Annotated in this window: 18 protein-coding genes; 10 read left to right on the top strand and 8 right to left on the bottom strand. The window is 68.7% G+C overall.

Going from position 1 to position 19,565, the window contains the following annotated elements:
• The first annotated feature begins 23 nt into the window (after positions 1–23).
• Positions 24–380, top strand: a complete 357-nt coding sequence (locus tag DMC64_RS09990) for a lipopolysaccharide assembly LapA domain-containing protein (protein ID WP_037335474.1) — start codon at positions 24–26, stop codon at positions 378–380.
• Here DMC64_RS09990 and DMC64_RS09995 read toward each other — a convergent pair.
• Positions 368–1,297: an AraC family transcriptional regulator gene (locus DMC64_RS09995; RefSeq protein WP_125733281.1), complete on the bottom strand. Its 930-nt coding sequence runs from the start codon at positions 1,295–1,297 to the stop codon at positions 368–370. The two genes, DMC64_RS09990 and DMC64_RS09995, sit on opposite strands and share 13 nt — an antisense overlap.
• Positions 1,298–1,379: 82 nt before the next feature.
• On the opposite strand from DMC64_RS09995, the gene DMC64_RS10000 reads away from it, so the two are divergent.
• Positions 1,380–1,778 carry a pyridoxamine 5'-phosphate oxidase family protein gene (locus tag DMC64_RS10000; RefSeq protein ID WP_125733282.1) on the top strand — a complete coding sequence of 133 codons (399 nt, stop codon included), beginning with the start codon at positions 1,380–1,382 and terminating at the stop codon, positions 1,776–1,778.
• 117 nt (positions 1,779–1,895) lie between these two features.
• Here the strand turns inward: DMC64_RS10000 and DMC64_RS10005 are convergent, their stop codons facing one another.
• A complete protein-coding gene (locus tag DMC64_RS10005; protein WP_125733683.1) occupies positions 1,896–2,783 on the bottom strand; it encodes a maleylpyruvate isomerase family mycothiol-dependent enzyme in 888 nt (295 codons plus the stop codon).
• A gap of 80 nt (positions 2,784–2,863) precedes the next feature.
• On the opposite strand from DMC64_RS10005, the gene DMC64_RS10010 reads away from it, so the two are divergent.
• From DMC64_RS10010 to DMC64_RS10050, 8 genes are all read left to right on the top strand, one after another.
• Positions 2,864–3,646, top strand: coding sequence for an Abi-alpha family protein (locus tag DMC64_RS10010; protein ID WP_016337650.1), 783 nt, complete (start codon positions 2,864–2,866; stop codon positions 3,644–3,646).
• 7 nt (positions 3,647–3,653) lie between these two features.
• The gene (locus DMC64_RS10015; protein ID WP_037335480.1) at positions 3,654–4,898 is read left to right on the top strand and encodes a DUF445 domain-containing protein; all 1,245 of its coding nucleotides are present in this window, start codon (positions 3,654–3,656) and stop codon (positions 4,896–4,898) included.
• A gap of 155 nt (positions 4,899–5,053) precedes the next feature.
• Positions 5,054–8,026, top strand: coding sequence for a patatin-like protein (locus DMC64_RS10020; protein ID WP_125733283.1), 2,973 nt, complete (start codon positions 5,054–5,056; stop codon positions 8,024–8,026).
• Between the two features lie 223 nt (positions 8,027–8,249).
• Positions 8,250–8,741 (top strand): diaminobutyrate acetyltransferase, encoded by a 492-nt coding sequence (ectA, locus tag DMC64_RS10025; protein WP_037335484.1) that lies wholly within the window; start codon positions 8,250–8,252, stop codon positions 8,739–8,741.
• Positions 8,742–8,779: 38 nt separating this feature from the next.
• Positions 8,780–10,030 carry a diaminobutyrate--2-oxoglutarate transaminase gene (gene ectB / locus DMC64_RS10030; protein WP_125733284.1) on the top strand — a complete coding sequence of 417 codons (1,251 nt, stop codon included), beginning with the start codon at positions 8,780–8,782 and terminating at the stop codon, positions 10,028–10,030.
• Positions 10,031–10,074: 44 nt separating this feature from the next.
• Positions 10,075–10,464, top strand: a complete 390-nt coding sequence (locus DMC64_RS10035; protein WP_007033454.1) for an ectoine synthase — start codon at positions 10,075–10,077, stop codon at positions 10,462–10,464.
• 24 nt (positions 10,465–10,488) lie between these two features.
• Positions 10,489–11,388, top strand: a complete 900-nt coding sequence (gene thpD / locus DMC64_RS10040; protein WP_037335490.1) for an ectoine hydroxylase — start codon at positions 10,489–10,491, stop codon at positions 11,386–11,388.
• A gap of 687 nt (positions 11,389–12,075) precedes the next feature.
• The gene (locus DMC64_RS10050; RefSeq protein ID WP_125733285.1) at positions 12,076–14,865 is read left to right on the top strand and encodes a BTAD domain-containing putative transcriptional regulator; all 2,790 of its coding nucleotides are present in this window, start codon (positions 12,076–12,078) and stop codon (positions 14,863–14,865) included.
• A 279-nt stretch (positions 14,866–15,144) separates the two neighbouring features.
• Here the strand turns inward: DMC64_RS10050 and DMC64_RS10055 are convergent, their stop codons facing one another.
• The 6 genes from DMC64_RS10055 to DMC64_RS10080 all read right to left on the bottom strand — a co-directional run bounded on the left by DMC64_RS10055 (position 15,145) and on the right by DMC64_RS10080 (position 19,558).
• The gene (locus DMC64_RS10055) at positions 15,145–15,795 is read right to left on the bottom strand and encodes a DUF4190 domain-containing protein (protein ID WP_125733286.1); all 651 of its coding nucleotides are present in this window, start codon (positions 15,793–15,795) and stop codon (positions 15,145–15,147) included.
• Between the two features lie 161 nt (positions 15,796–15,956).
• On the bottom strand, positions 15,957–16,841 hold the full coding sequence (locus DMC64_RS10060) for a hypothetical protein (RefSeq protein ID WP_037335497.1): 885 nt from the start codon (positions 16,839–16,841) through the stop codon (positions 15,957–15,959).
• Positions 16,838–17,314 (bottom strand): hypothetical protein, encoded by a 477-nt coding sequence (locus DMC64_RS10065; RefSeq protein ID WP_125733287.1) that lies wholly within the window; start codon positions 17,312–17,314, stop codon positions 16,838–16,840. The genes DMC64_RS10060 and DMC64_RS10065 overlap by 4 nt, the downstream gene beginning before the upstream one ends.
• A 91-nt stretch (positions 17,315–17,405) precedes the next feature.
• Complete coding sequence (locus DMC64_RS10070; RefSeq protein ID WP_125733288.1) at positions 17,406–17,846, bottom strand: hypothetical protein; 441 nt, start codon at positions 17,844–17,846, stop codon at positions 17,406–17,408.
• Between the two features lie 7 nt (positions 17,847–17,853).
• Positions 17,854–18,573, bottom strand: a complete 720-nt coding sequence (locus DMC64_RS10075; RefSeq protein WP_233629611.1) for an OmpA family protein — start codon at positions 18,571–18,573, stop codon at positions 17,854–17,856.
• A gap of 145 nt (positions 18,574–18,718) precedes the next feature.
• Positions 18,719–19,558: an SGNH/GDSL hydrolase family protein gene (locus DMC64_RS10080; RefSeq protein ID WP_125733289.1), complete on the bottom strand. Its 840-nt coding sequence runs from the start codon at positions 19,556–19,558 to the stop codon at positions 18,719–18,721.
• Between the last annotated feature and the right edge of the window lie 7 nt (positions 19,559–19,565).

A 19,565-nucleotide genomic window follows, 5' to 3' on the forward strand; every position in this document is an offset into this window, starting at 1 on the left:
CGCTTCGGCGGACACTGTCCTGCATGACGCAGCCGGAGGAAGGCGCCGCCGAGGTTCCCGTCCGCCCGCCCGAGACCGCGGGCGGCGCACGACACAGCGGAAAGTTCGAGGCCGGCCCGAAACTCAAACGGACCAGGGTGAGCGGCACCTGGATCGCCGTCATCGTGGCGCTGATCGTGCTGGTGTTCCTGCTCGTGTTCATCCTGCAGAACCAGGACACGGCCACCGTCCACTTCCTCGGCATGTCCGGCAGCATGCCGCTGGCGGTCGCGATGCTGTTCTCGGTGATCGCCGGCGGCGCGCTGGTCGCGCTCGTCGGCGGCGCCCGGATCCTGCAGTTGCGCAAGCAGGCCAAGAAGTCCCGGCATCAACTGCGCTGAGCGACGCCGGCCCGGAACTCGCTGGGGTTGACGCCCCGCACGCGTTTGAACGCCGCGCTGAACCCGAAGGCGTCGGAGTAGCCGACGGTGCGCGCGACGTCCGAGATGGTCGCGGACGCCTTGCCGGTCAGCAGATCCGCCGCGAGCGTCATCCGCCAGCGGGTGAGGTAGGTCAACGGCGGTTCGCCGACCAGCTCGGCGAACCGTTTGGCCAGCGTCGACCGCGAGACCCCGGCCCGGGCGGCCAGCGAACCGACCGTCCACGGCGCCGCCGGCTCCGCGTGCAGGAGGCGCAGCGCGTCACCCACCACCGGATCCCGCTGGGCCGCCCACCACGCCGGAGGCTCACCGCCCGGCCGGTCGAACCACTCGCGCAGGGAACAGACCAGCATCCAGTCCAGCAGCCGGTCGAGGACGACCTGCTGACCCGGCGCGTCGATGGCGACCTCCGCGGCGAGGTGTTCCAGGACCGGGTCGCCCGCGCCCCCGGCGTCCACCCGCAGCACGACGGGCAGCGCGTCCAGCAGCGGGCGGCCGATCTCGCCGCGCACCGGGTACGCGCCGACGATCAAGGTCGTCTCGCCGCCGGGGTCGTCGACCCAGCCGAGCCGGTGCCGGGTCCCGCCCTGTTCGGGCGTCGCGCAGTGCTCGCCGCACGCGAGCGGCTCGGCCGAAGTGCCGACTTCGTCGACGAAGGTGAACGTCGCGGGTCCGCGCACGATGACCGACTCGCCCGCGCGTAGCGGCTCGGGCGGACCCTCCTCCGGCACGATCCAACCCGCCCCGGTGAGCACGGCGCACAGGGTCAGCGGCGCGCCGTCGACGAAGTGCAGTGCCCAGGGCGGGGACAGCGTCGTGCTGCCGAACAACGAACCGTGGGACCGCACGCCGCGGATCAGGTCACTGAACACGTCCACGCGGCCGAGATTAGACGAATGGACAGGTGATCCGGCCTTTCACCTATGGGCACGTCCGAGCCGGCCGGATTGAATCGAGCTCATGCTGACCTCCGACGACCTCGAATTCCTCCGCCGCCCGCTGCACGGATTCCTGACCGTGGCAGGCGGCCCGGTCCGGCCCGTGTGGTTCGAGGCCACCGCCGACAGCGCCATCCAGCTGTTCACGCCCCGTGAGTCGCCCAAGGTGCGACGCCTGAAGGACGACCCTCGGGCGTCGATCATCGTGGCCGCGCCGGTGGGCGAGCGCGAGCGCTGGGTCTCCGTCTCCGGCCCCGCCACGGTGGAACCCGACGGGGCGCACGACCTGGCCGCCAGGCTCGCCGAGCGCTACTGGGACCTCGAAGACCCGGCCCACGCGGGCGAGCTCGCCGGGATCCAGACCCTCGACCTCGTGCGGCTCCTCATCCGGCCGGAGAAGGTGAGCCGCTACCTGATGTGATGGCGGAGCTGAAGGTGGGACCTGAAAATGACCGAGCGTGTGAACCCGCCCCGGCCGTAGGCCCCGCTATCGCGGTGGCAGGGCGCCTTAACCACCTTCGGGACCTGCAAGACCAGGTCACGCCCTGCCGACGTCGATCGCGGACGCGGGTTCACCCACAGACGCTGATGTGATGATCGACGTCATCCCGAGCACGGCGGCGCAAACGTTTTCGTCGCCCTCGGCGGTGACGCGGGCGCGGTCCGCCGGGTTCCGGGTGCACAGCCGCCAGAAGGTGTCCGCGTCCGTCGTCACCGAGGCCAGCGGCGCCCGTGACGTCGGCGCGACGCGGTCGAGTTCCCAGCCGTCCGCGGTCCGCCGTGCCGTCCACTTCCCGCCGCCCTGGCCGGTGACGGTGTAGGCGACTTGCCGGCCGACGCGGGCGTCGATGTCACGCAGGGTGTGCGGCAACGCCCGCATGAAGGTGTCGATCACCGGCCCGCGGAAGTCCGGATCGTCCAGCGGCCGCGCGCCGACGGCCTCGCGGATCTGCTGCTGGTGCACCCAGAACTCGGTGTACTCACGGGCGACGTCGAGCCACACCGGCGCGGGCTCGTCCCCGGCCCAGCTCACCGGATCGCCGACGGCGTCGAGATCGGCGCGGCCGAACATCTCGGCGATCTGCGAGGTGCTGTCCACCAGCATCGCGAAGAGCACTTCGGGGGACAGCCGCCGGCACGCGACCACCCATTCGTCGTTGATCCGGTCGATGAAGTCGCCGAACCGTTCGCCCTCGCGAGGCGCCGTCGTCCGGTAGTCGTCGCGGTCGCGGGACAGCCTGCCGAGTTTGTCGCCCAGGATGTGGGCCGCGAGGTCGTGCACCGTCCAGCCCGTGCACACCGTCGGCGCGGCCCATTGGTCCGCGTCCAATCCGGTCAGCACGTCCAGCAAGGCCTGCTCCTCCCGCGCGAACAACGGGAGGACGTCGATCGGCGGACCCCAGCGCGTGAAGCTCATGGTGACCATCCAAACACCCTCGTCGATCACAATTTCGGCCATTCGGCCTACTCGCAGGTAGCATCAGCGCGAACGTGAGGGGAGTGCCCGTGAGCAACGACCGACCCGCCGGTGAAGACCTGGCCGCTTTCGCCAAACGCGCGGGACAGCTGGCGGGCTGGGCCGCCCGCACGGGCTTCGAGTTCACCCGCAAGCTCCCCGGTGTCGAGATCGCCGAACAGATCGTCAAACAAGGTGAGCGGCAGCTGCTCTCGGAGCTGCGCCGCCGTCTCGACGAGGTCGACGACCCGTACCACGCCGCGCTCACCGCCGCGTCCGCGATGAACCGGCCCGACACCAACGGCTCCCGGCCGGTCGAGGCCACCATCACCCTCGTGCACACCCGTGCCCAGCTCGAACCGCTCCGCGCGGCGATGGCCGAACTGCTCAACCACTCGATCGGCTTCGGCCGCGAGCGGGCGCGCGAATACCTCTACGCGATCATCCTGCGGCAGCTCACGCCGGACGAGGCCCGCATCCTTTCCGCGCTCTCCGATGGCTCGCCGTTCCCCGCCGTCGACGTCGCCGAGCGCACGAGCCTCGGCGCCGCCGGGCGGTTCGTGCTGCGCAACGCCTCCACCGTCGGCAAGGCGGCCGGGGTGTCGCTGCCGGACCAGGTGCCCGGCTACCTCACCAGGCTGATCGGGCTCGGCCTGGTCGAGCTGGACGAAGAGGTGCCCGCGCTGGAGACGCAGTACGAGATCCTGCTGACCGACGAGACCGTCCGTGAGGCGGAGAAATCGGTGAAGCGGGCCAAGTTCGTCAAACGCACGGTCCATATCTCCCGGCTCGGCGCCCAGTTCTGGCAGGCCTGCGACCCGAGCGCCGGTTGACCCCGGCATGGGTGCGTTCCTCGACGGGATCCTCGCCGATTTCGGCGAGCACTGGCCGATCTACGTCTCCATCCCGATCGTCGCCGCCCTGATCGGCTACACCACCAAACTCGTCGCGATCCGGATGATGTTCCAGCCGGTCGAGTTCATCGGGATCAAACCCTTCCTCGGCTGGCAGGGCATCGTGCCCAAACGCGCCGCGCGGATGGCGAGCATCGCCTGCGACACGATGACCGAGCAGCTGATCAAACCGGCGGAGGTCGTCGCCCGGCTCGATCCGCAGAGAATCGCCAAGGAGATCGAAAAACCGCTCCAGGCGGCCGTCGAGGACATCGTGCGCGACGTCGCCGCCCACTACCAGCCGGGACTGTGGGAATCGCTGCCGGTGGGGATGCAGCGGCTGGTGATCCAGCGCGTCCAGGCCGAGACGCCGCGGATGGTCGCGGCCGTGCTGGAGCTCATCAAGTCCGATGTGGACAGTGTGTTCGACCTCAAGGGCATGGTGGTCACCGCACTGGTCAAGGACAAACGGCTGCTGAACCGGATCTTCCAGGAAGCGGGCGACAAGGAGTTCAAGTTCATCGCCCGCTCCGGCATCTTCTTCGGCGGGCTCATCGGCGTCATCCAGATGATCGCGTGGGTGCTGTTCAAGTTCCCGCTGATCATGCCGCTGTTCGGGCTTTTCACCGGCTGGTTCACCGACTGGCTGGCGCTGCGGATGATCTTCTACCCGATCGAGGAACGCCGGTACTTCGGCGTGCGCTGGCAGGGGCTGTTCCTGAAGCGGCGCGGTGAGGTCGCGGAGGCGTACGGCGCGCTGATCGCGAAGGAGATCATCACCCCGCACAACGTGATCGAGGCCGTGCTGCACGGGCCGCTGTCGGACCGGGTGCTCGGGCTCATCCAGCGTCAGCTCGACGAACAGCTCGGGCGCCGCGTCGGCGTCGGGAAACCGCTGGTGGTGTTCGCCGTCGGCAGCAGGCGGTATCAGGACATGAAGCTGAACATCGCCGAGAAGATCATGGACAAGCTGCCGGAGACCATGCGGTACATCGAGGATTACGCGACCGACGCGATGGACATCCGGAACGTGCTGGTGACGAAGATGAAGGAGCTGTCGCCGCGCGAATTCGAAGGCCTGCTGCGGCCGGCCTTCCAGCAGGACGAATGGATCCTGATCGCGACCGGCGCCGTCCTGGGCTTCGCCGTCGGTGAGGCCCAAGTCCTCCTCCTGGAGCACTTCGCCGCCTGACACTTCCCGCATTTCGTCCTTGAATGCGGTAGTTCGCCTGCGCAAGGATCGCGTTCAGAGGACGAAATGCGCGGATGGCTGCCCCATCGGCGGTACACCGGGTCCGCCGTCCGGTCTAGAGTGCCCCCTGCAGCAAAGCCTTGGGGAGGGCGCACATGGCCGACGCGGGGAGCCCGTGGCCGCAGGAGATCCGGCTGGCGATGACCATGGTGGGCGGGGCGAGTCTCGCGGTCTGGATGGGCGGGGTCGCCACCGAGACCTCGCATCTGTTGCAGGCATCGAGAACACCGGAATCGAAGAGCCCGTACCGGGCCCTGCTCGACTTGCTCAACGCCACCGTCTCGCTCGACGTGCTCACCGGCACGAGCGCGGGCGGCATCAACGCGGCGTGCCTCGGGCTGGCCGAGGCGTTCCGGTCGAGCCCACAGGTGCTGCGTGACACGTGGATCAGCACGGGATCGCTCGACAACCTGATCCGCGATCCCGGCGAGAAGGAACCGCGTTCGCTGCTCGACGGCGACAAGGTGCTGCTCGGGGATCTCAAGGACGCGTTGCACCGGATCACCGACAAGGCGACGGTGAAACCCGACTGTCCCGACATCACCGTGCTGCTCACCGGCACGATGATCGACGGCGAGACGACCCGGTTCGACGACGCGCTCGGAAACCTGGTGCGGGACACCGAACATCGGCTGCTGTTCCGCTTCGACGCTCCTTTGTGGACGGACGACGTGGTCGGGCCGCTCGCGCTCGCGGCGCGCTCCACCGCGTCGTTCCCCGGCGCGTTCGAGCTGTCCAGGATGCCGATCGGCGAGAAGACCGGCCCGCTGCATCCGGACATGACGAAGTACACCGACGTCACCCGGTCGCATTGGCTCACCGACGGAGGTGTCCTGCTCAACAAACCGCTGCGGCCGGCGTTGCGGGAGATCTTCGAACGGCAGTCGCATTCGGACGTCCGGCGGCTGCTGCTGTACGTGGTGCCGACGGCCGAACGCGAGGCCGAGCGGGTCGCGGTCGATCCCGAACGCCCGCCGCTGCTGGGCAGCGCCATGAGCAAGGTCGTCGGCACCGTGCTGAGCCAGACGATCAGCGCCGAACTGGAAGATCTGACCAGGCACAACGACGCCGTCGTCCGCACCAGGGGGACCAGGGTCTCCCTGGCCGCGATGGGGGTTCGCGGCGGCCCGGACACGCTGGTCGACCAGCGGCTGATGAACGACTACCGCGACCGGCGGGTGCAGGAGGACGCCACCGCGCTGGTCCGCGAGGCGACCCGCAGGCTCTCACTGTCCGATGTGGAGGATCAAGGTCGTCAGTGGGCGTCCGGTACGGCGGCGCAGCTGCGCGCGGCCGCGGCGGCCGGATTGCGGGACGGCCTGCCCACCGAGCCGCCGAAGGACACCTGCGAGTTCACGGATCTGGTCGCCTTCCGCACCACCGCGCTCGACGATTCCGTCGCCACCGGTCTCCAGCTGGTGAACGCCGGCTTCCGGCTCGATCCGTCGCCGGAGCAGGCGGTGCAGCTCAACCGTTGCCGGGTGCTGCTGCACGAAGCGCGGCACAAGGCCGCGCGGGGGAAACGGCTCGCGGGCTGGGTCACCGAACAGGGCCCGCCGTCGGCCGAGGTCACGCTGGCCGCCTGGATCGAAGGCCTCGCCAAGGAATGGGCCAAGCTCGGCCGGTCGGACACGCTGAAGGAGGCGTGGCCGCTCGTCGTCGCCGCGCTCCGGCAGGCGACGCCGATCCTTTTGCCGCTGGCACAGGCGAAACCCGATACCGAAGCCGCCGACGCGGTCAGCACGCTGCTCGCCTGGACGGGGCTCACGTCGGACGACACGAGTGCTGGAGATCCCATCGTCACCTCGCGGCTGGTGCGCCTGCACATCGCGACGCGGGGACTGCTCGCGCAGCCGCCGTCGGTCGACCAGCGGGTCGATCTCGTCCAGGTGAGCGCGGATTCGCGGACGCTGATGGACATGAAGCGCCGCCGATCCTGGGACAAGCTCACCGGGATGCAGGCCGACTACTTCGGCGCGTTCTACAAGGCGTCCTGGCGCGCGAACGACTGGATGTGGGGCCGCGTCGACGGCGCGGGCTGGCTGGTGCAGTGCCTGCTCGACCCGAAACGCCTGCGGCTGCTGCGCGACGTCGTCGGGCGCGAGGCGTTCCGGACCCAGGTGCGGGACACCTTCAAGGCGATCGGCTGGCGACAGCCGGGCACGGAAGACGGGCTGTCGCAAGAGGAAGCGGACGCCCTGCGCGCGCAATTGGCCGGGGAACTGGCTTTCCTCGGTCTCGACGGCGAACTCGCCGATGTCGAAGGGGAAGCCGTCCTGCCGATCAGCATGCCGGTGACGGCGATGGTGCTCGCCAGGGTGCGGCAGCTGGAGATCGCGCGCGAGGAACTGCCGTGCGTCGGCCTCCACTGCGGACACGACGCGAAAACGGCCAAGGGCAACGGAAAACCGTCGGAACGGTTCAGGCGGCTGATCGAGAACGAGCCGGAAACCGACGAGCAGACGCAGCGCGCGTTCCAGGCGTGCCAGGTCTCCGGCGAACGGTTCGAGCACGAACGCGGGACGATGCTCCTGACGAAGACGTTGGTCAAGGCGGGCGCGGCGGGGCTCAACGCGGCCGCGGGGGCGACGCGGGTGCCGAAATCGGTCCAGCCCGCCGCGACCTTCGCCAAGGCCGCCGGGCGCAGCGCGTGGTGGATCACGCGGGGCGCGGCCACCCTGCCGTCGCCATGGAACGTGCTCGCCGCGCTGATCACCGTGCTGGCGGGTTTCGTCCTCGGTGGACAGGGCGGCCCGGTCCTGCAGTGGGTCGGCGTGCCGGTCGCCGCGGGCGCCGTCGTGTTCCTGGTGGTCAGCCTGATGACGTTGCGCAAGACGTGGCGGATGGTGCTCACGGTGCTCGGCGTGCTGGTGGTGGCGGCCCTGCTGTTCGCCGCGTTCCTGCCACCGGTGCGCGACCCGCTCTTCGGCTGGCTCGGCGACGTCGTCGCGGGCTGGCGGCGCGGCGAGGCACCGGTGTGGTGGCTGGTCGTCTGCCTGCTGCTCGTCCTGCCCGCCATCTGGACGCCGATCGGTGCGATCGCCGGGCGAAAGCGGCGTCGTGAATAGCGGAATCAGGTGCCGAATCGCGCCCTGACCGTGCGACGAAGTGGTAACGGTTGGTATCGTCACGTGCAGTGAGACCGCACCGAAGCGGCCTTACCCACACGTGCTGCGCTTCAAACGTTACAGTTACCTTTATCACGTGTGTTTCGAGGTTGTTGCAGGTAGCCGCGTTGCCGCTGCCGCGCTGATCTGACCGCGCCCGAATCCTCCGGTACGTTTCTTGGACATGTCCGGAAAGCACTTGATCGAAACTCCGACCAAGGCAGACGGTGCCGCGCTCTGGAGAATCGCCCGCGATTCGAAGAAGCTCGATCTCAACACGCCTTACGCCTATTTGCTGTGGTGCCACGATTTCGCCGACACCTCGGTCGTCGCGAAAGTCGACGGCGTCCCGGTCGGCTTCGTGATCGGATACCGCAAGCAGGACACCGGCTTCGTGTGGCAGGTCGCGGTCGACGCGTCCCAGCGGGGAAAAGGCCTGGCCGGAGCCCTGCTCGACGAGCTGTTCAGCCGTCTGACCGCGCAGGGCGTGCGGTACCTCGAAACCACGATCACGCCGGACAACGAGGCTTCGATCCGGTTGTTCGCCTCGTTCGCCAAGCGGTGGGACACCACCGTGGAACGCCAGGATCTGTTCTCCGCGACGGATTTCCCGGCCGAGGAAGGAACGCATGAGCGGGAGGACCTGTACCGAATCGGTCCGCTCAGCAGTCAATAGAACGTAAATCCGGGGATCTCAGGGAGAAAGAAAACGTGATGAGCATTTTCGAGGAACTCGAATCCGAAGTACGCAGTTACAGCCGTGGCTGGCCCGTGGTGTTCGACCGGGCCCAGGGGAGCTACCTGTACGACGAAGACGGCAAGGCCTATCTCGACTTCTTCGCGGGCGCCGGCGCGCTCAACTACGGGCACAACAACCCGGCGCTGAAGCGGGCGCTGATCGACTACATCGCCCGTGATGGCGTGACGCACGCGCTCGACATGTTCACCGTGGCGAAGCGGGACTTCCTCCAGACGCTCCAGGAGAAGATCCTCCGGCCGCGCGATCTCGACTACAAGGTCGTGTTCCCCGGCCCCGGTGGCGCGAACGCCGTCGAGGCCGCGCTGAAGCTCGCCCGCAAGGTGACCGGCAAGGAATCGGTCATCAACTTCACCAACGCCTTCCACGGGATGACGCTGGGCGCCCTCTCGGTGACCGGCAACTCGATGAAGCGCGGCGGCGCGGGTGTCCCGCTGGTGCACGCCACCCCGATGCCGTACGACAACTACTTCGACGGCTCGATCCCGGACTTCCTCTACTTCGAGAAGCTGCTCGAAGACTCCGGCAGCGGCCTGAACGAGCCCGCCGCCGTGATCGTCGAAGGCGTGCAGGGCGAGGGCGGCATCAACGCCGCCCGTATCGAGTGGCTCAAGGCGCTGGACGACCTGTGCAAGAAGCACGGCATCCTGCTGATCCTCGACGACGTCCAGATGGGCTGCGGCCGCACCGGCCCGTTCTTCAGCTTCGAGGACGCGGGTATCAAACCCGACATCGTGTGCCTCTCGAAGTCCATCGGCGGCTACGGCATCCCGATGGCGCTGACGCTGATCCGCCCGGACCTCGACGTCTGGGAGCCGGGTGAGCACAACGGCACCTTCCGCGGCATCAGCCCGGCGTTCGTCACCGCGACCGAGGCGCTGCGCGTCTACTGGAGCGACGACGAGCTGGAGAAGTCGACGAAGGCGAAGGGCGAGCGCATCGCCGCCGCCTTCCAGGGCATCGTCGAGGCGTACCCGGACGCGAACCTGTTCGCGAAGGGCCGCGGCCTCGCCCGGGGCATCGAGTTCGCCAACGGCGACCTCGCGGGCAAGGTCTGCGCCGCCGCGTTCGAGCGCGGGCTGCTGATGGAGACCTCCGGGCCGGACGGAGAGGTCATGAAGGTCCTCCCGCCGCTCACGCTGACGGACGACGAGCTCACGAAGGGCCTGTCGATCATCGACGAGGCTGTGGCCTCCGTCCTCAACTGACCCGAACCGACCGCCCTCAACCAAGAACGAGAAGGAGTTTTCCGTTGCTTGTCAGAACACTCGACGAGGTCACCGACACCGACGCCGACATCAAGACCCCGAACTGGCGCAGCAAGCGCATCGTGCTGGCCAAGGAGGGCGTCGGTTTCTCGGTGCACGAGACCACGTTGTACGCCGGGACGGTCAACGACTTCTGGTACGCCAACCACATCGAAGCGGTGTTCATCACCTCCGGTGAAGGCGAGCTCGAAAACACCGCGACCGGCGAGGTCTTCCAGCTGAAGCCGGGCACGTTGTACCTGCTCAACGACCACGACAAGCACCAGGTCCGGCCCAAGACCGAGATCAAGTGCGTCTGCGTGTTCAACCCGCCCATCACCGGCCGTGAGGTCCACGACGAAAACGGCGTGTACCCGCTCGTCACCGAACCCTAGGAAACGCTCGAGGAGGCGACTGCATTGACGCTGACCGACACCCGAGTCGACGACAGTTACCCGACCCGCATCACGGGTAAGCCCGAACACCTGCCCAGGACGCACCCCACCGTCTGGGGCACCGAGGCCGACGGCCCCTTGGACGCGGCCACGCTCGCCAACCACGAAACGCGTGGTTACACCGTCGTCGACCAGTTGTTGTCGCCTGGCGAAGTCCAGACGTACTGGCAGGAACTCGTCAGGATGTCGTCGGGGGACCACCGCGACGACGAGCGCGTCATCACCGAAGCCAAGACCGGTGAGGTCCGCTCCATCTTCGACGTCCACGAGACCAGCGAGCTGATCGCGGAACTCGTCCGCGACCCGCGCGTGCTCGACCGGGCGCGGCAGATCCTCGGCTCCGAGGTGTACATCCACCAGAGCCGCGTGAACTACATGCCCGGCTTCAAGGGCACCGGGTTCTACTGGCACTCGGACTTCGAGACCTGGCACGCGGAGGACGGCATGCCCGTGCCCCGCGCGGTCAGCTGCTCCATCGCGCTCACCGACAACTACCCGTTCAACGGCGGGCTGATGGTGATGCCGGGCTCGCAGCGGACCTTCGTGCAGTGCGCCGGGGAAACCCCGGAGGACAACTACAAGAGTTCGCTGAAAGAGCAGCGGGTCGGCGTCCCGAGCGAGGAGGACATCACCTCGCTCGCCGCCGAATACGGGATCGACCAGTTCACCGGGCAGGCCGGTTCCGCGCTCTGGTTCGATTCGAACGTGATGCACGGTTCCTCGAACAACATCACGCCGTACCCGAGGTCGAACATCTTCGTCGTGTTCAACAGCGTCGAGAACGCGCTGCAGAAGCCGTACGCCGCGATCGAACCGCGTCCGGCCTTCATCGCCGGCCGCGACTCGACACCGCTGACGCGTTGACCCGTTTGACGAAACCGCAGGTCGCGAAGGCCATGACGGGGCGCTTGTAGCCGTCGGTGTGCGCCCTGTTACGTTGTCGCCACGTGAGCGGGCCAGTGGGCTCGCTCACGTAGGTGTTGTCGACGACCGAACGGGTTCTTCGCTCGGGGTGAGCCCACCCGGACGGACGTGGACGCCGATGTCCGATGTGGGTCGCGCCCCCAGGCGGCCCAAGTCGGACATCCCCCGGCTCCGTGCCATCAGATCGGGACTGATGGCACGGAGCCTTTTTCGTGTCGTTGAGTGGCACGGGTCCGGTCCGTGAAGGCCTCCTTGAGGGACTCTGGGTCCCTCAAGGAGGCATTCACGGACTTGCGGGCCGCCACGCACGCCCCACCGGCACCAGCAGCCACAGCACGCGCCTGCCAGGTACATGAAGGCCCCCTTCCTTGCGCCTAGGTACAGGAAGGGGGCCTTCACGTACTTCAGGCGAGCCCCTGGTGCTGAGCGCAGCCTCCCCGGAAGTCCATAGTGGACAGAAGCCCCGTGGGGCATTTGTCCGTATCGAGCGTCCGTGAAGGCCTCCTTCCCTACCCTCAAAGTAGGGAAGGAGGCCTTCACGACCAGCCGCGTTCTGGTTGGCGGGCTCTTCGCGCGGTAGGTTGGCTACTCCGGTAAGGGGAGAGATCGGAGGGAGGGGGGCTTGTCATGGCCGAAAGCGGTTCCCCTGCCCGCTTCCAGCTCCTCGGTCCCGTACGCCTCCTCGACGGCGATCGGCCCGTCCCCGTCGGCGGCCCCGGTGTCCGCGGGCTGCTCGCGCTGCTGGCGCTGAAGGTCAACAAGGTCGTCGCGCTCGACGAGATCATCGACGCGCTGTGGGGCCACGATCCGCCCGCCACCGCCCGCACGATCGTCCACGGCAACGTCTCGCATCTGCGCCGCGTGCTCCGGGGCATCCAGGGTGATCACCCGGACGGCGCCCAGATCCGCACCACGCCGCCTGGCTACCAGCTCACCGTCGAGCCGGACCGGATCGACGTCCACCGCGCCCGGTCCCTGCTGGAGCGGGCTTCGACGGAAGAACCGGAGAAGGCGTCCGAACTGCTCGCCGAGGCCCTCGCCCTTTGGCAAGGGCCCGCGCTGGCCGGCGTGCCGAGTTCGGTTCGCGCCCCCGAGCTGGAGGATCTGCGGCTCGCCGTCCACGGCGCCAGGGTCGACGCGGATCTCGAACTCGGCAGGCACGCGGAACTGATCGTCGAGCTGAGCCCGCTGGTCCGGGCGAATCCGCTCGCCGAGCGCACGGCCGGTCAGCTGATGCGCGCGCTCTACCACGCCGGACGCCGCGGCGACGCGCTCGAGCTCTATCGCACGGTGTCCCGGGCGACCCTGCGCACCCTCGGGGTCGAACCCGGCGCGGACCTGCGCTGGCTGCACGAACGCGTCCTCAACGACGATCTGCCGGTCAAGGTCGTCGCCGAGCCGAAGCCCGAGGCGGGGCCCGTCCAGCAGCTGCCGCCCGCGGTGCCGAACCTCGCCGGGCGCGAGGCGGATCTGGCCTGGCTCGACGGACTCGCCGAGCGGGCCGAAGCGGGCGAGACCGCGGTCGGCGTGGTCACCGGCACCGCCGGGATCGGCAAGAGCAGCCTGGTGGTGTGGTGGGCGCATCGCGCGGCCCGCCGCTTCCCCGACGGCATCCTTTTCGCCGCGCTGCGCGGGTTCGATCCGCACCATCCGCCGCTGGAGCCCGCCGAGCTGCTCACTCAGTTCCTGCTCGGGCTCGGCGTCCCTGCCGAGGGCGTCCCGGAGCAGGTCCACGAACGCGTCGCCCTCTACCGGTCGATGATCGCCGGCCGGCGGATGCTGGTGATCCTCGACAACGCCCGCTCCGCCGACCAGGTCCGGCCGTTGCTGCCGCCCGGTTCGCGGTCGATGACGCTGGTGACCAGCCGCTCCCGCCTCGACGGGCTCGCCGTGTCCAATGCCGCCAAACTGCGGGTGCTCGGCACGCTCGCGCCCGGTGACGCCGTCCGGTTGATCGAGGAACTCGCCGGGCCCGCCGGCTACGACCTCAACCACGCTCTCGCCCGGCTGTGCGGCTATCTCCCGCTGGCGCTGCGGATCGCGGGAGCCCGGCTCGCCGCCAGCGCGCAGTGGTCCGCGCAGGATCTCGTCGACGAGCTCGGCAACGAGCGGACCAGGTTGGCCGCGCTCGACGTCGAAGGTCCGGACGACGGCGTCCGCGCGGCGTTCGACGTCTCGTTCCGCGGTCTGCCCGCCGAGGTCGCGAACACGTTCCTGCGGCTCGGCGTCGTCCAATGCGTTTCGGCCGGTTCGCATCTGACGGCCGCGATCGGCGGGATCACCGTCGCCGAGGCGCGGCGGCATCTGCGGGTGCTCGCCGCGCACAACCTGCTCGCCGAAACCGGCCGCGATTCCTTCGTCCCGCACGATCTCGTCCGGCTGTTCCTGCGCGAACTGGCGGAGAACGAACTCGACGAGGCCGACCGGGAGGACGTCCTGTCGCGGTCGGTGCGGTTCTATCAGGCCGTCGCCGACCGGGCCCGCCGCAAGATGCTGCGGATCGTCGACCCCCTCGATTTCACCGCTGTGCTGACCGACGCGCAGACGCCGCCGATCGGTTCCTTCGACGAGGCGCAGGACTGGTTCACCGCGGAATGGGAGAACCTGCTCGAAGTCCTCGAAGCCGCCCGTGCCGCCGGACGGCACGACGACGTGTGGCGGCTGGCCCGGGTCGCGCACACCTATCGTGCGGTGTACCCGTTGCTGGACGAATGGACGCGGCTGGTCGGGATCGGGCTGGGGGCCGCCGAACGGTCCGGCGACGTCCTCGGCCAGTGCTGGATGCTGATCTCCCGGTGCGCCATCGCGCTCACCTTCGAGCTGCCGCAGGGCTGTCTCGCCGACGCCGAACGCGCGCTGGAACTCGCGAGCGCGATCGGCGACGACCGGCTGATGGTCTCGGCGAACATCCACCTCGGTTCCGCGCTGACGCTGCTCGGCCGGTACGACGAGGCCATCGGGACGTTGCGGCGGGCGGTCGAGGAGACCGAGCGGACCGGCGACCTCGAACTGCGCGGGCAGGCGCTCAACAACTGCGCCGAGGCCGAAAAGCGGGCGGGGCGGTTCATCGAGGCGATCGGGCACCAGATCGCCTCGCTGGAGATCGACCGGACCCTCGGCGACGACAGCTACGTCGTCGTCTCGCTGAACAACCTGGCCGAATTGAGCATGCGGATCGGCGAACTCGCCGCGGCCGAACGGTACGTCTGGGAGGCCGTGGACCTGACGATCAGCAGGCGGTTCGTCCTCCAGGAGGGCGTACTGCGGCTGACCTTGGGCAGGGTGCTGCGGGCCGGGTCGGATGTGGACGGTGCCCGCGAACAGTTCGCGCTCGCGCTGAAGATCCTCGCGGACGTCAATCCGAAGCTCGCGGGAATGGTCCGTGCGGAACTCACCGACCTCGGCGAAAGTCCGTGAGTGATCCTTAGCGGATTCTTAGTGGCCTCGCCGCACACGCGCGTAGGGTCCGGTTCAGCGTCGATCGAGCCCTAGGGGAGGGGCATGCGGTAGGGATCGGCGCTCGGGCGGGCCCTTCGCGGGCCCGTCTGAAGAGCCGCCAGGAGCGGCTCGTGGCGGTCCGGCCGGTGGAGGTGGGGGCGATACCGGCCGGCCGCCAGGCGGCACCACCGCGTTTCGTCCTCTGAATGCGGTACTTGCACACGCAAGGACCGCATTCAGAGGACGAAACGTGTGGGGTCAGCGGGTGCCGGCGGTGCACAGGGCGATGGTCTGCCCCTTGTTCTCCGCGACCTTCTGGCCGTTGACCAGGATGGTGCAGGCGATCTGGTTGCTGACCGACGAGTTCCGGGTGTCCGCGGTGACGGTGAGCAGGTAGTCGCCCGAGTTGAAGGACGCCGTGCCGCGCCATTCGTCGGTGCTGGCGGGGGTCGTCTCGGTCCGCTGGTCGTTGAGCGAGCCGAACCGGATGGTCGCGCCGCCCGAGGCGCTGACGATGAACTCGACGGTGTTCTTGTCCCCGGCGACGGCCGGGACGTGCAAGCCGGACTCGCCGGTGGCGAAGAAACTGGTGTAGACCAGTAACCCGCCGGCGGCCAGCAGACCCGCGATGGAAAGCGCGAGCCCCGCGATCCCCATTCCCTTCTTGTCCGCTTCGCCCTTCTTGATTTTGGTCAAACCGATCACGGAAAGAATCATTCCGATCACGGCGAGCGGCCAGGCGGCGATCCCGGCGACCGGGACGAAGGCGACCCCGAGCGCTGCCAAGCCGACCAGGAAACCTGCGATGACCAGGCCGTTCTTGGGTTTGCGGTGCCGTGTTCCGTGCGCGGCGAACCCCGGGCCGTAGCGGGTGGCGGGTGGGTGCGGGAGAGGTGGATCGGTCGGCATACGTGCCCTTTCGGAGGCTTCCGTCCGAAGACGTTAACCCATCGTTCGGGGCAATGGCCGAAATTGTTACCTGCCGGAAAAAGTCATCATTCAACGATGATCAAGCGGTCATCGACATTTTCTGACGAGAATTGTGGCATCGCCGAATGTCGGAAACCCGATCACTGATCGAACAGGCTGACTTCCGGGGTGATCTCCAGCAGTTCGTGCACCGGGCGGCCGCGGCGGCCGTCGATGGTCGTGGTGCGCACGACGCGCAACCGCGCGGTCACCGGCCGGTCCAGGTTCTCCTTGATCTCGTCGAGCAGATCCGGCGCCACCGCGCCCTGGATCGTGCCGCCCGATTCGCGTTCGAGATAGAAGATCCGGCGCCGGGTGCGGACCCCGTCGAGCCTGCCGCTGACCGTTTCGTAGCCGACGGCCTCGCGTGACTCGCGCAGGCTCCCGGACAGGATCCTCGCCTGCTCGGTGGTCATGCTGCGGGTCAGTTCGTCGCCGGACGTCGGGGTGAGCGCCATCCCGATCCCGGCGTGTTTGCTGACCGCGTTGACGATGTCGCTGACCGCGTTGCGGACGGTGTCGCGCTGCAGCAGCACCGCGTCCAGCGCGCCGTCGTCGGAGCCGTTGGCGGGCAGGAAATCGCACAGTTCCTTCACCGCGCGTTCGGACAGCGACTCGATCCCGTCGTGGATCAGCGCGTCGTCGAGCGCCGGTTCGGGGAAGCCGAAGAAGATCGCGTTGCCCGCCTGGCCGCGCTGGATCAGCGGGGCCTTTTCCCGGTCCGCGGGCTGGACGAAGGTCACCTCGCCCGACGGATTGCGGATGATGTGCCCGATCTTCGCCGTCGCGTCCTGCAACGCGCGGCTGATGTCGGAAAAGGTGTACGCGTCCAGATGCGATTCGCCGATCACGGACACGCGGAGCAGCGGCGAGCGCGACGTCCGCTCGAACTTCGCGTACGCGGCCATCGCCGACGCTCGGGCGAGGTCGTCGAGCCAGGTGCCGCCGGGGATCTCGTCGGCGATACGCCGGAATTCGTTCCTCACCAGATCACTTCCGGAATTCCCCTGCCACCCGATGCCCACACTTCTTCCCAGATCTCCTCGTCGCCGGGGCGGCAGAGGAAACCGTCGAGCATGCCGCCGACGGGCTGGACCTGGTCGAGATACATCGCGGGCTGGCCGACGATGACCCCGCGCAACGTCAGCAGCCCGTACAGCGCCGAGCGGCCCGCGTCGTCGAGCCGTTTGAGCGCGCCCCATTCGTCCGGGATCAGCACCACGTCGAGCCCGAGCGGCGGATGCGGGGTCCTGGCGGTCAGATCGCCGCCGATCCACGCGCGGCCGGTCGGCATGATCCGCCGGGCGACGCCCAGGTAACTGTTCAGCGCGCTGAACAGGATTTCACGGTCGTTCTGGTGTGGCGCGTCGAAGACCAGCCGCTCGTAGACATCGGCCAGATCGGCGGGATGGCGGCCAGGAGGCAGCAGGTTGTGCGGCGTCCAATAGGGGAGCGCCAATCGGAGCCTCCTTCGTGTGCCGGAGCTCCCGATCGAAGAAACGTACCCGGCGTCCCGCTCACAGTGCGTAGCCGAATTTACCAGGCGAGTGTCAGCCGCCCTGCCCCGGCCGGTGCTCGGGCGCCTGCCTGGCGGGCGGCCAGTCCTCGTCGCTCGGCCAGACCGGTTCGGGTTCGTGCGCGCCCTCGCCGTTGCGGGCGGCCGGTTCCGGCCGCTCCGGGTGGTAGGCCCGCACCGGTTCCGGGATCAGCTGACCCTCGCGGTGGCCTTCCGCCTCCTGGTCGTACGGCTCGTCGTCGTCCTGGATCCGCGCGGGCGGGAGGAACTGCGTCCGTTCGGTGGAAAGCAGTTCGGGCACGGGTTCGGGATCCGGTTCGTGCTCGACCGGGAATCCCCGCGCCGGCTCGTGGGCCACCGGTTCCGTGGCAGGCCGCTCACGTCGTTCGCCGCGCATCAGCAGCCAGGTGACACCGCAGCCGAGGGCGAACGAGATGAGCAGCCAGAGCCAGATCTGCCCGAAGAGCCAGAGCATCAGGCCATCACCTCTGTTCCGCCGTGATGTCGACGCGGCGGCCCTCGCCGCTCGCGCCGTCGGAGTTCTTGCGCTGGGGGGAGTACACCTGGTCGCGTTTGACCCCGTTGCGCTCCAGCAGCCGCTCCACCGTGAGCGCCCGGTTCAGCGCGAGCTTCCGGTCCGAACCGGTCGCGACCGATCCGGTGATCCGGAACTTCAGGTCGCGTGGCGCGTCCGTGAGCAGTTTCGCGATCTCCAGCGCGCCGCGTTCGCCGTCCGGGGTGAGGTCGGTGGTGTCCGGTTCGAAGGTGATCGGCGTGGCCGCGAGCAGGCGGTCGATCTCGGCCTGGAACCCGGCCTTGTCCGTCGGCTTGGCCGAGGTCGGCGTGGGGCTGGGCGAAGGGCTCGGCGGAGTGCTCGGGGCAGGCGGCTCGCCGCTGGTCGTCACCGGGCCCGCGGGCGGTGCGGTGTCACCGGAGATCTCGACCGTCCGGACCCCGTCGATCCGCTGGATGGCGTCGATGGCCTGCGCGGCCTTGTCCGGAGGGAACCCGGAGAGGCTCGCGTCGCGGCCGGAGAAGCTCACTTGCCCGCCGGAGACGCCGACGTCGGCGAGCGCGGCCTTCGCGCGCGCGGCCAGCTCGGCCTCGATGTCGTCCGAGGCCGACCAGACGGTGATCGCCGTCAAGGCGAGCGTGACCAGCAGCGCTGTAGGCAGCAAGCGGCTCCAGCGTGTACCGGGCATAAAGGGACTGTAAGCCGCACTCGGCGTAGGTGCATCGGACGAACAGGACATGACCCGTTCGGGTGATGTGAGCCGAAGGGGCCCTTCACCGCATCAGATGTGGTGAAGGGCCCCTTCGCTGCGCCAGATGAGGGGATAGTCCCCTTCAGCTCGCGTGGTGGTGGATCTCCCGCAGATCCTTGGCGGGCAGGGCGACGGTCCCCGACTCGATCTGCTCCAGCGGGAGCAGCGGCGCGAGCGCGGGGCGCTTCGGGGACAGGCCGTCGCCCATGGACTCGCCCTTGAGCTGACGCCGGATCCACGGCAGCAGATGCGCCTTCGTCCATTCGAGATCCGAACGGCGCGACGTGATCCAGGTACTCGGCTGCTCGGACGCCGGCCACGGCTCGCGCCAGTCGTCGGCGACCGGGACGCCGAGGACCTCGGCCGCGCGCAGCGCGATCCGCCGGTGGGCCTCGGGGGTGAAGTGCAGCCGGTCGTCGCTCCAGGCGCGGCGGTCGTGCAGCGGGGCCATCGCCCACATGTCGACCATCTTGGCGCCGTGCCGGTCGGCGATCGCCCACAGATGCGCGTTGTAGATGCCGACCTTCCCCCGCAGGACGTGCATCACGGACAGGTACTTGGTGTCCGGCCCGTTGAAGATGAGCACCGGGATCCCGGCCTCGCGCAGCTTGGCGACCCCCGCCTCCAGCCGCGCGGCGACGGCGTCCACGTCCGCGCCGGGCACGATGATGTCGTTGCCGCCCGCGCACAGGGTGACCAGGTCGGGCTTCACCTCGAGGGCGATGGGCAGCTGCTCTTCGAGGATCTCGTCGAGCATCTTGCCGCGGAGGGCGAGGTTCGCGTACTGGAAGTCGGGCCTGCCTTCGGCGAGGATCTCCGCCAGCCTGTCCGCCCAGCCCCGGAAGGTGCCGTCGGGCAAGTCGTCGTTGAGTCCTTCGGTGAAGCTGTCACCTATCGCCACATAGCTGTCGAATCCGTACACGTTGGGT

Origin of the sequence: Amycolatopsis sp. WAC 04197 (assembly GCF_003947475.1) — a bacterium.
Lineage (GTDB): Bacteria > Actinomycetota > Actinomycetes > Mycobacteriales > Pseudonocardiaceae > Amycolatopsis > Amycolatopsis japonica.

Bases quoted from the DNA above. Each gene is read 5' to 3' on its own strand.
- ectB (WP_125733284.1), top strand. From the start codon at position 8,780: ATGAGCATTTTCGAGGAACTCGAATCCGAAGTACGCAGTTACAGCCGT.
- DMC64_RS09990 (WP_037335474.1), top strand. From the start codon at position 24: ATGACGCAGCCGGAGGAAGGCGCCGCCGAGGTTCCCGTCCGCCCGCCC.
- DMC64_RS10020 (WP_125733283.1), top strand. From the start codon at position 5,054: ATGGCCGACGCGGGGAGCCCGTGGCCGCAGGAGATCCGGCTGGCGATG.
- DMC64_RS10075 (WP_233629611.1), bottom strand. From the start codon at position 18,573: ATGCCCGGTACACGCTGGAGCCGCTTGCTGCCTACAGCGCTGCTGGTC.
- ectA (WP_037335484.1), top strand. From the start codon at position 8,250: ATGTCCGGAAAGCACTTGATCGAAACTCCGACCAAGGCAGACGGTGCC.
- DMC64_RS10015 (WP_037335480.1), top strand. From the start codon at position 3,654: ATGGGTGCGTTCCTCGACGGGATCCTCGCCGATTTCGGCGAGCACTGG.
- DMC64_RS10000 (WP_125733282.1), top strand. From the start codon at position 1,380: ATGCTGACCTCCGACGACCTCGAATTCCTCCGCCGCCCGCTGCACGGA.
- DMC64_RS10005 (WP_125733683.1), bottom strand. From the start codon at position 2,783: ATGGTCACCATGAGCTTCACGCGCTGGGGTCCGCCGATCGACGTCCTC.
- DMC64_RS10070 (WP_125733288.1), bottom strand. From the start codon at position 17,846: ATGCTCTGGCTCTTCGGGCAGATCTGGCTCTGGCTGCTCATCTCGTTC.
- DMC64_RS10050 (WP_125733285.1), top strand. From the start codon at position 12,076: ATGGCCGAAAGCGGTTCCCCTGCCCGCTTCCAGCTCCTCGGTCCCGTA.
- DMC64_RS10055 (WP_125733286.1), bottom strand. From the start codon at position 15,795: ATGCCGACCGATCCACCTCTCCCGCACCCACCCGCCACCCGCTACGGC.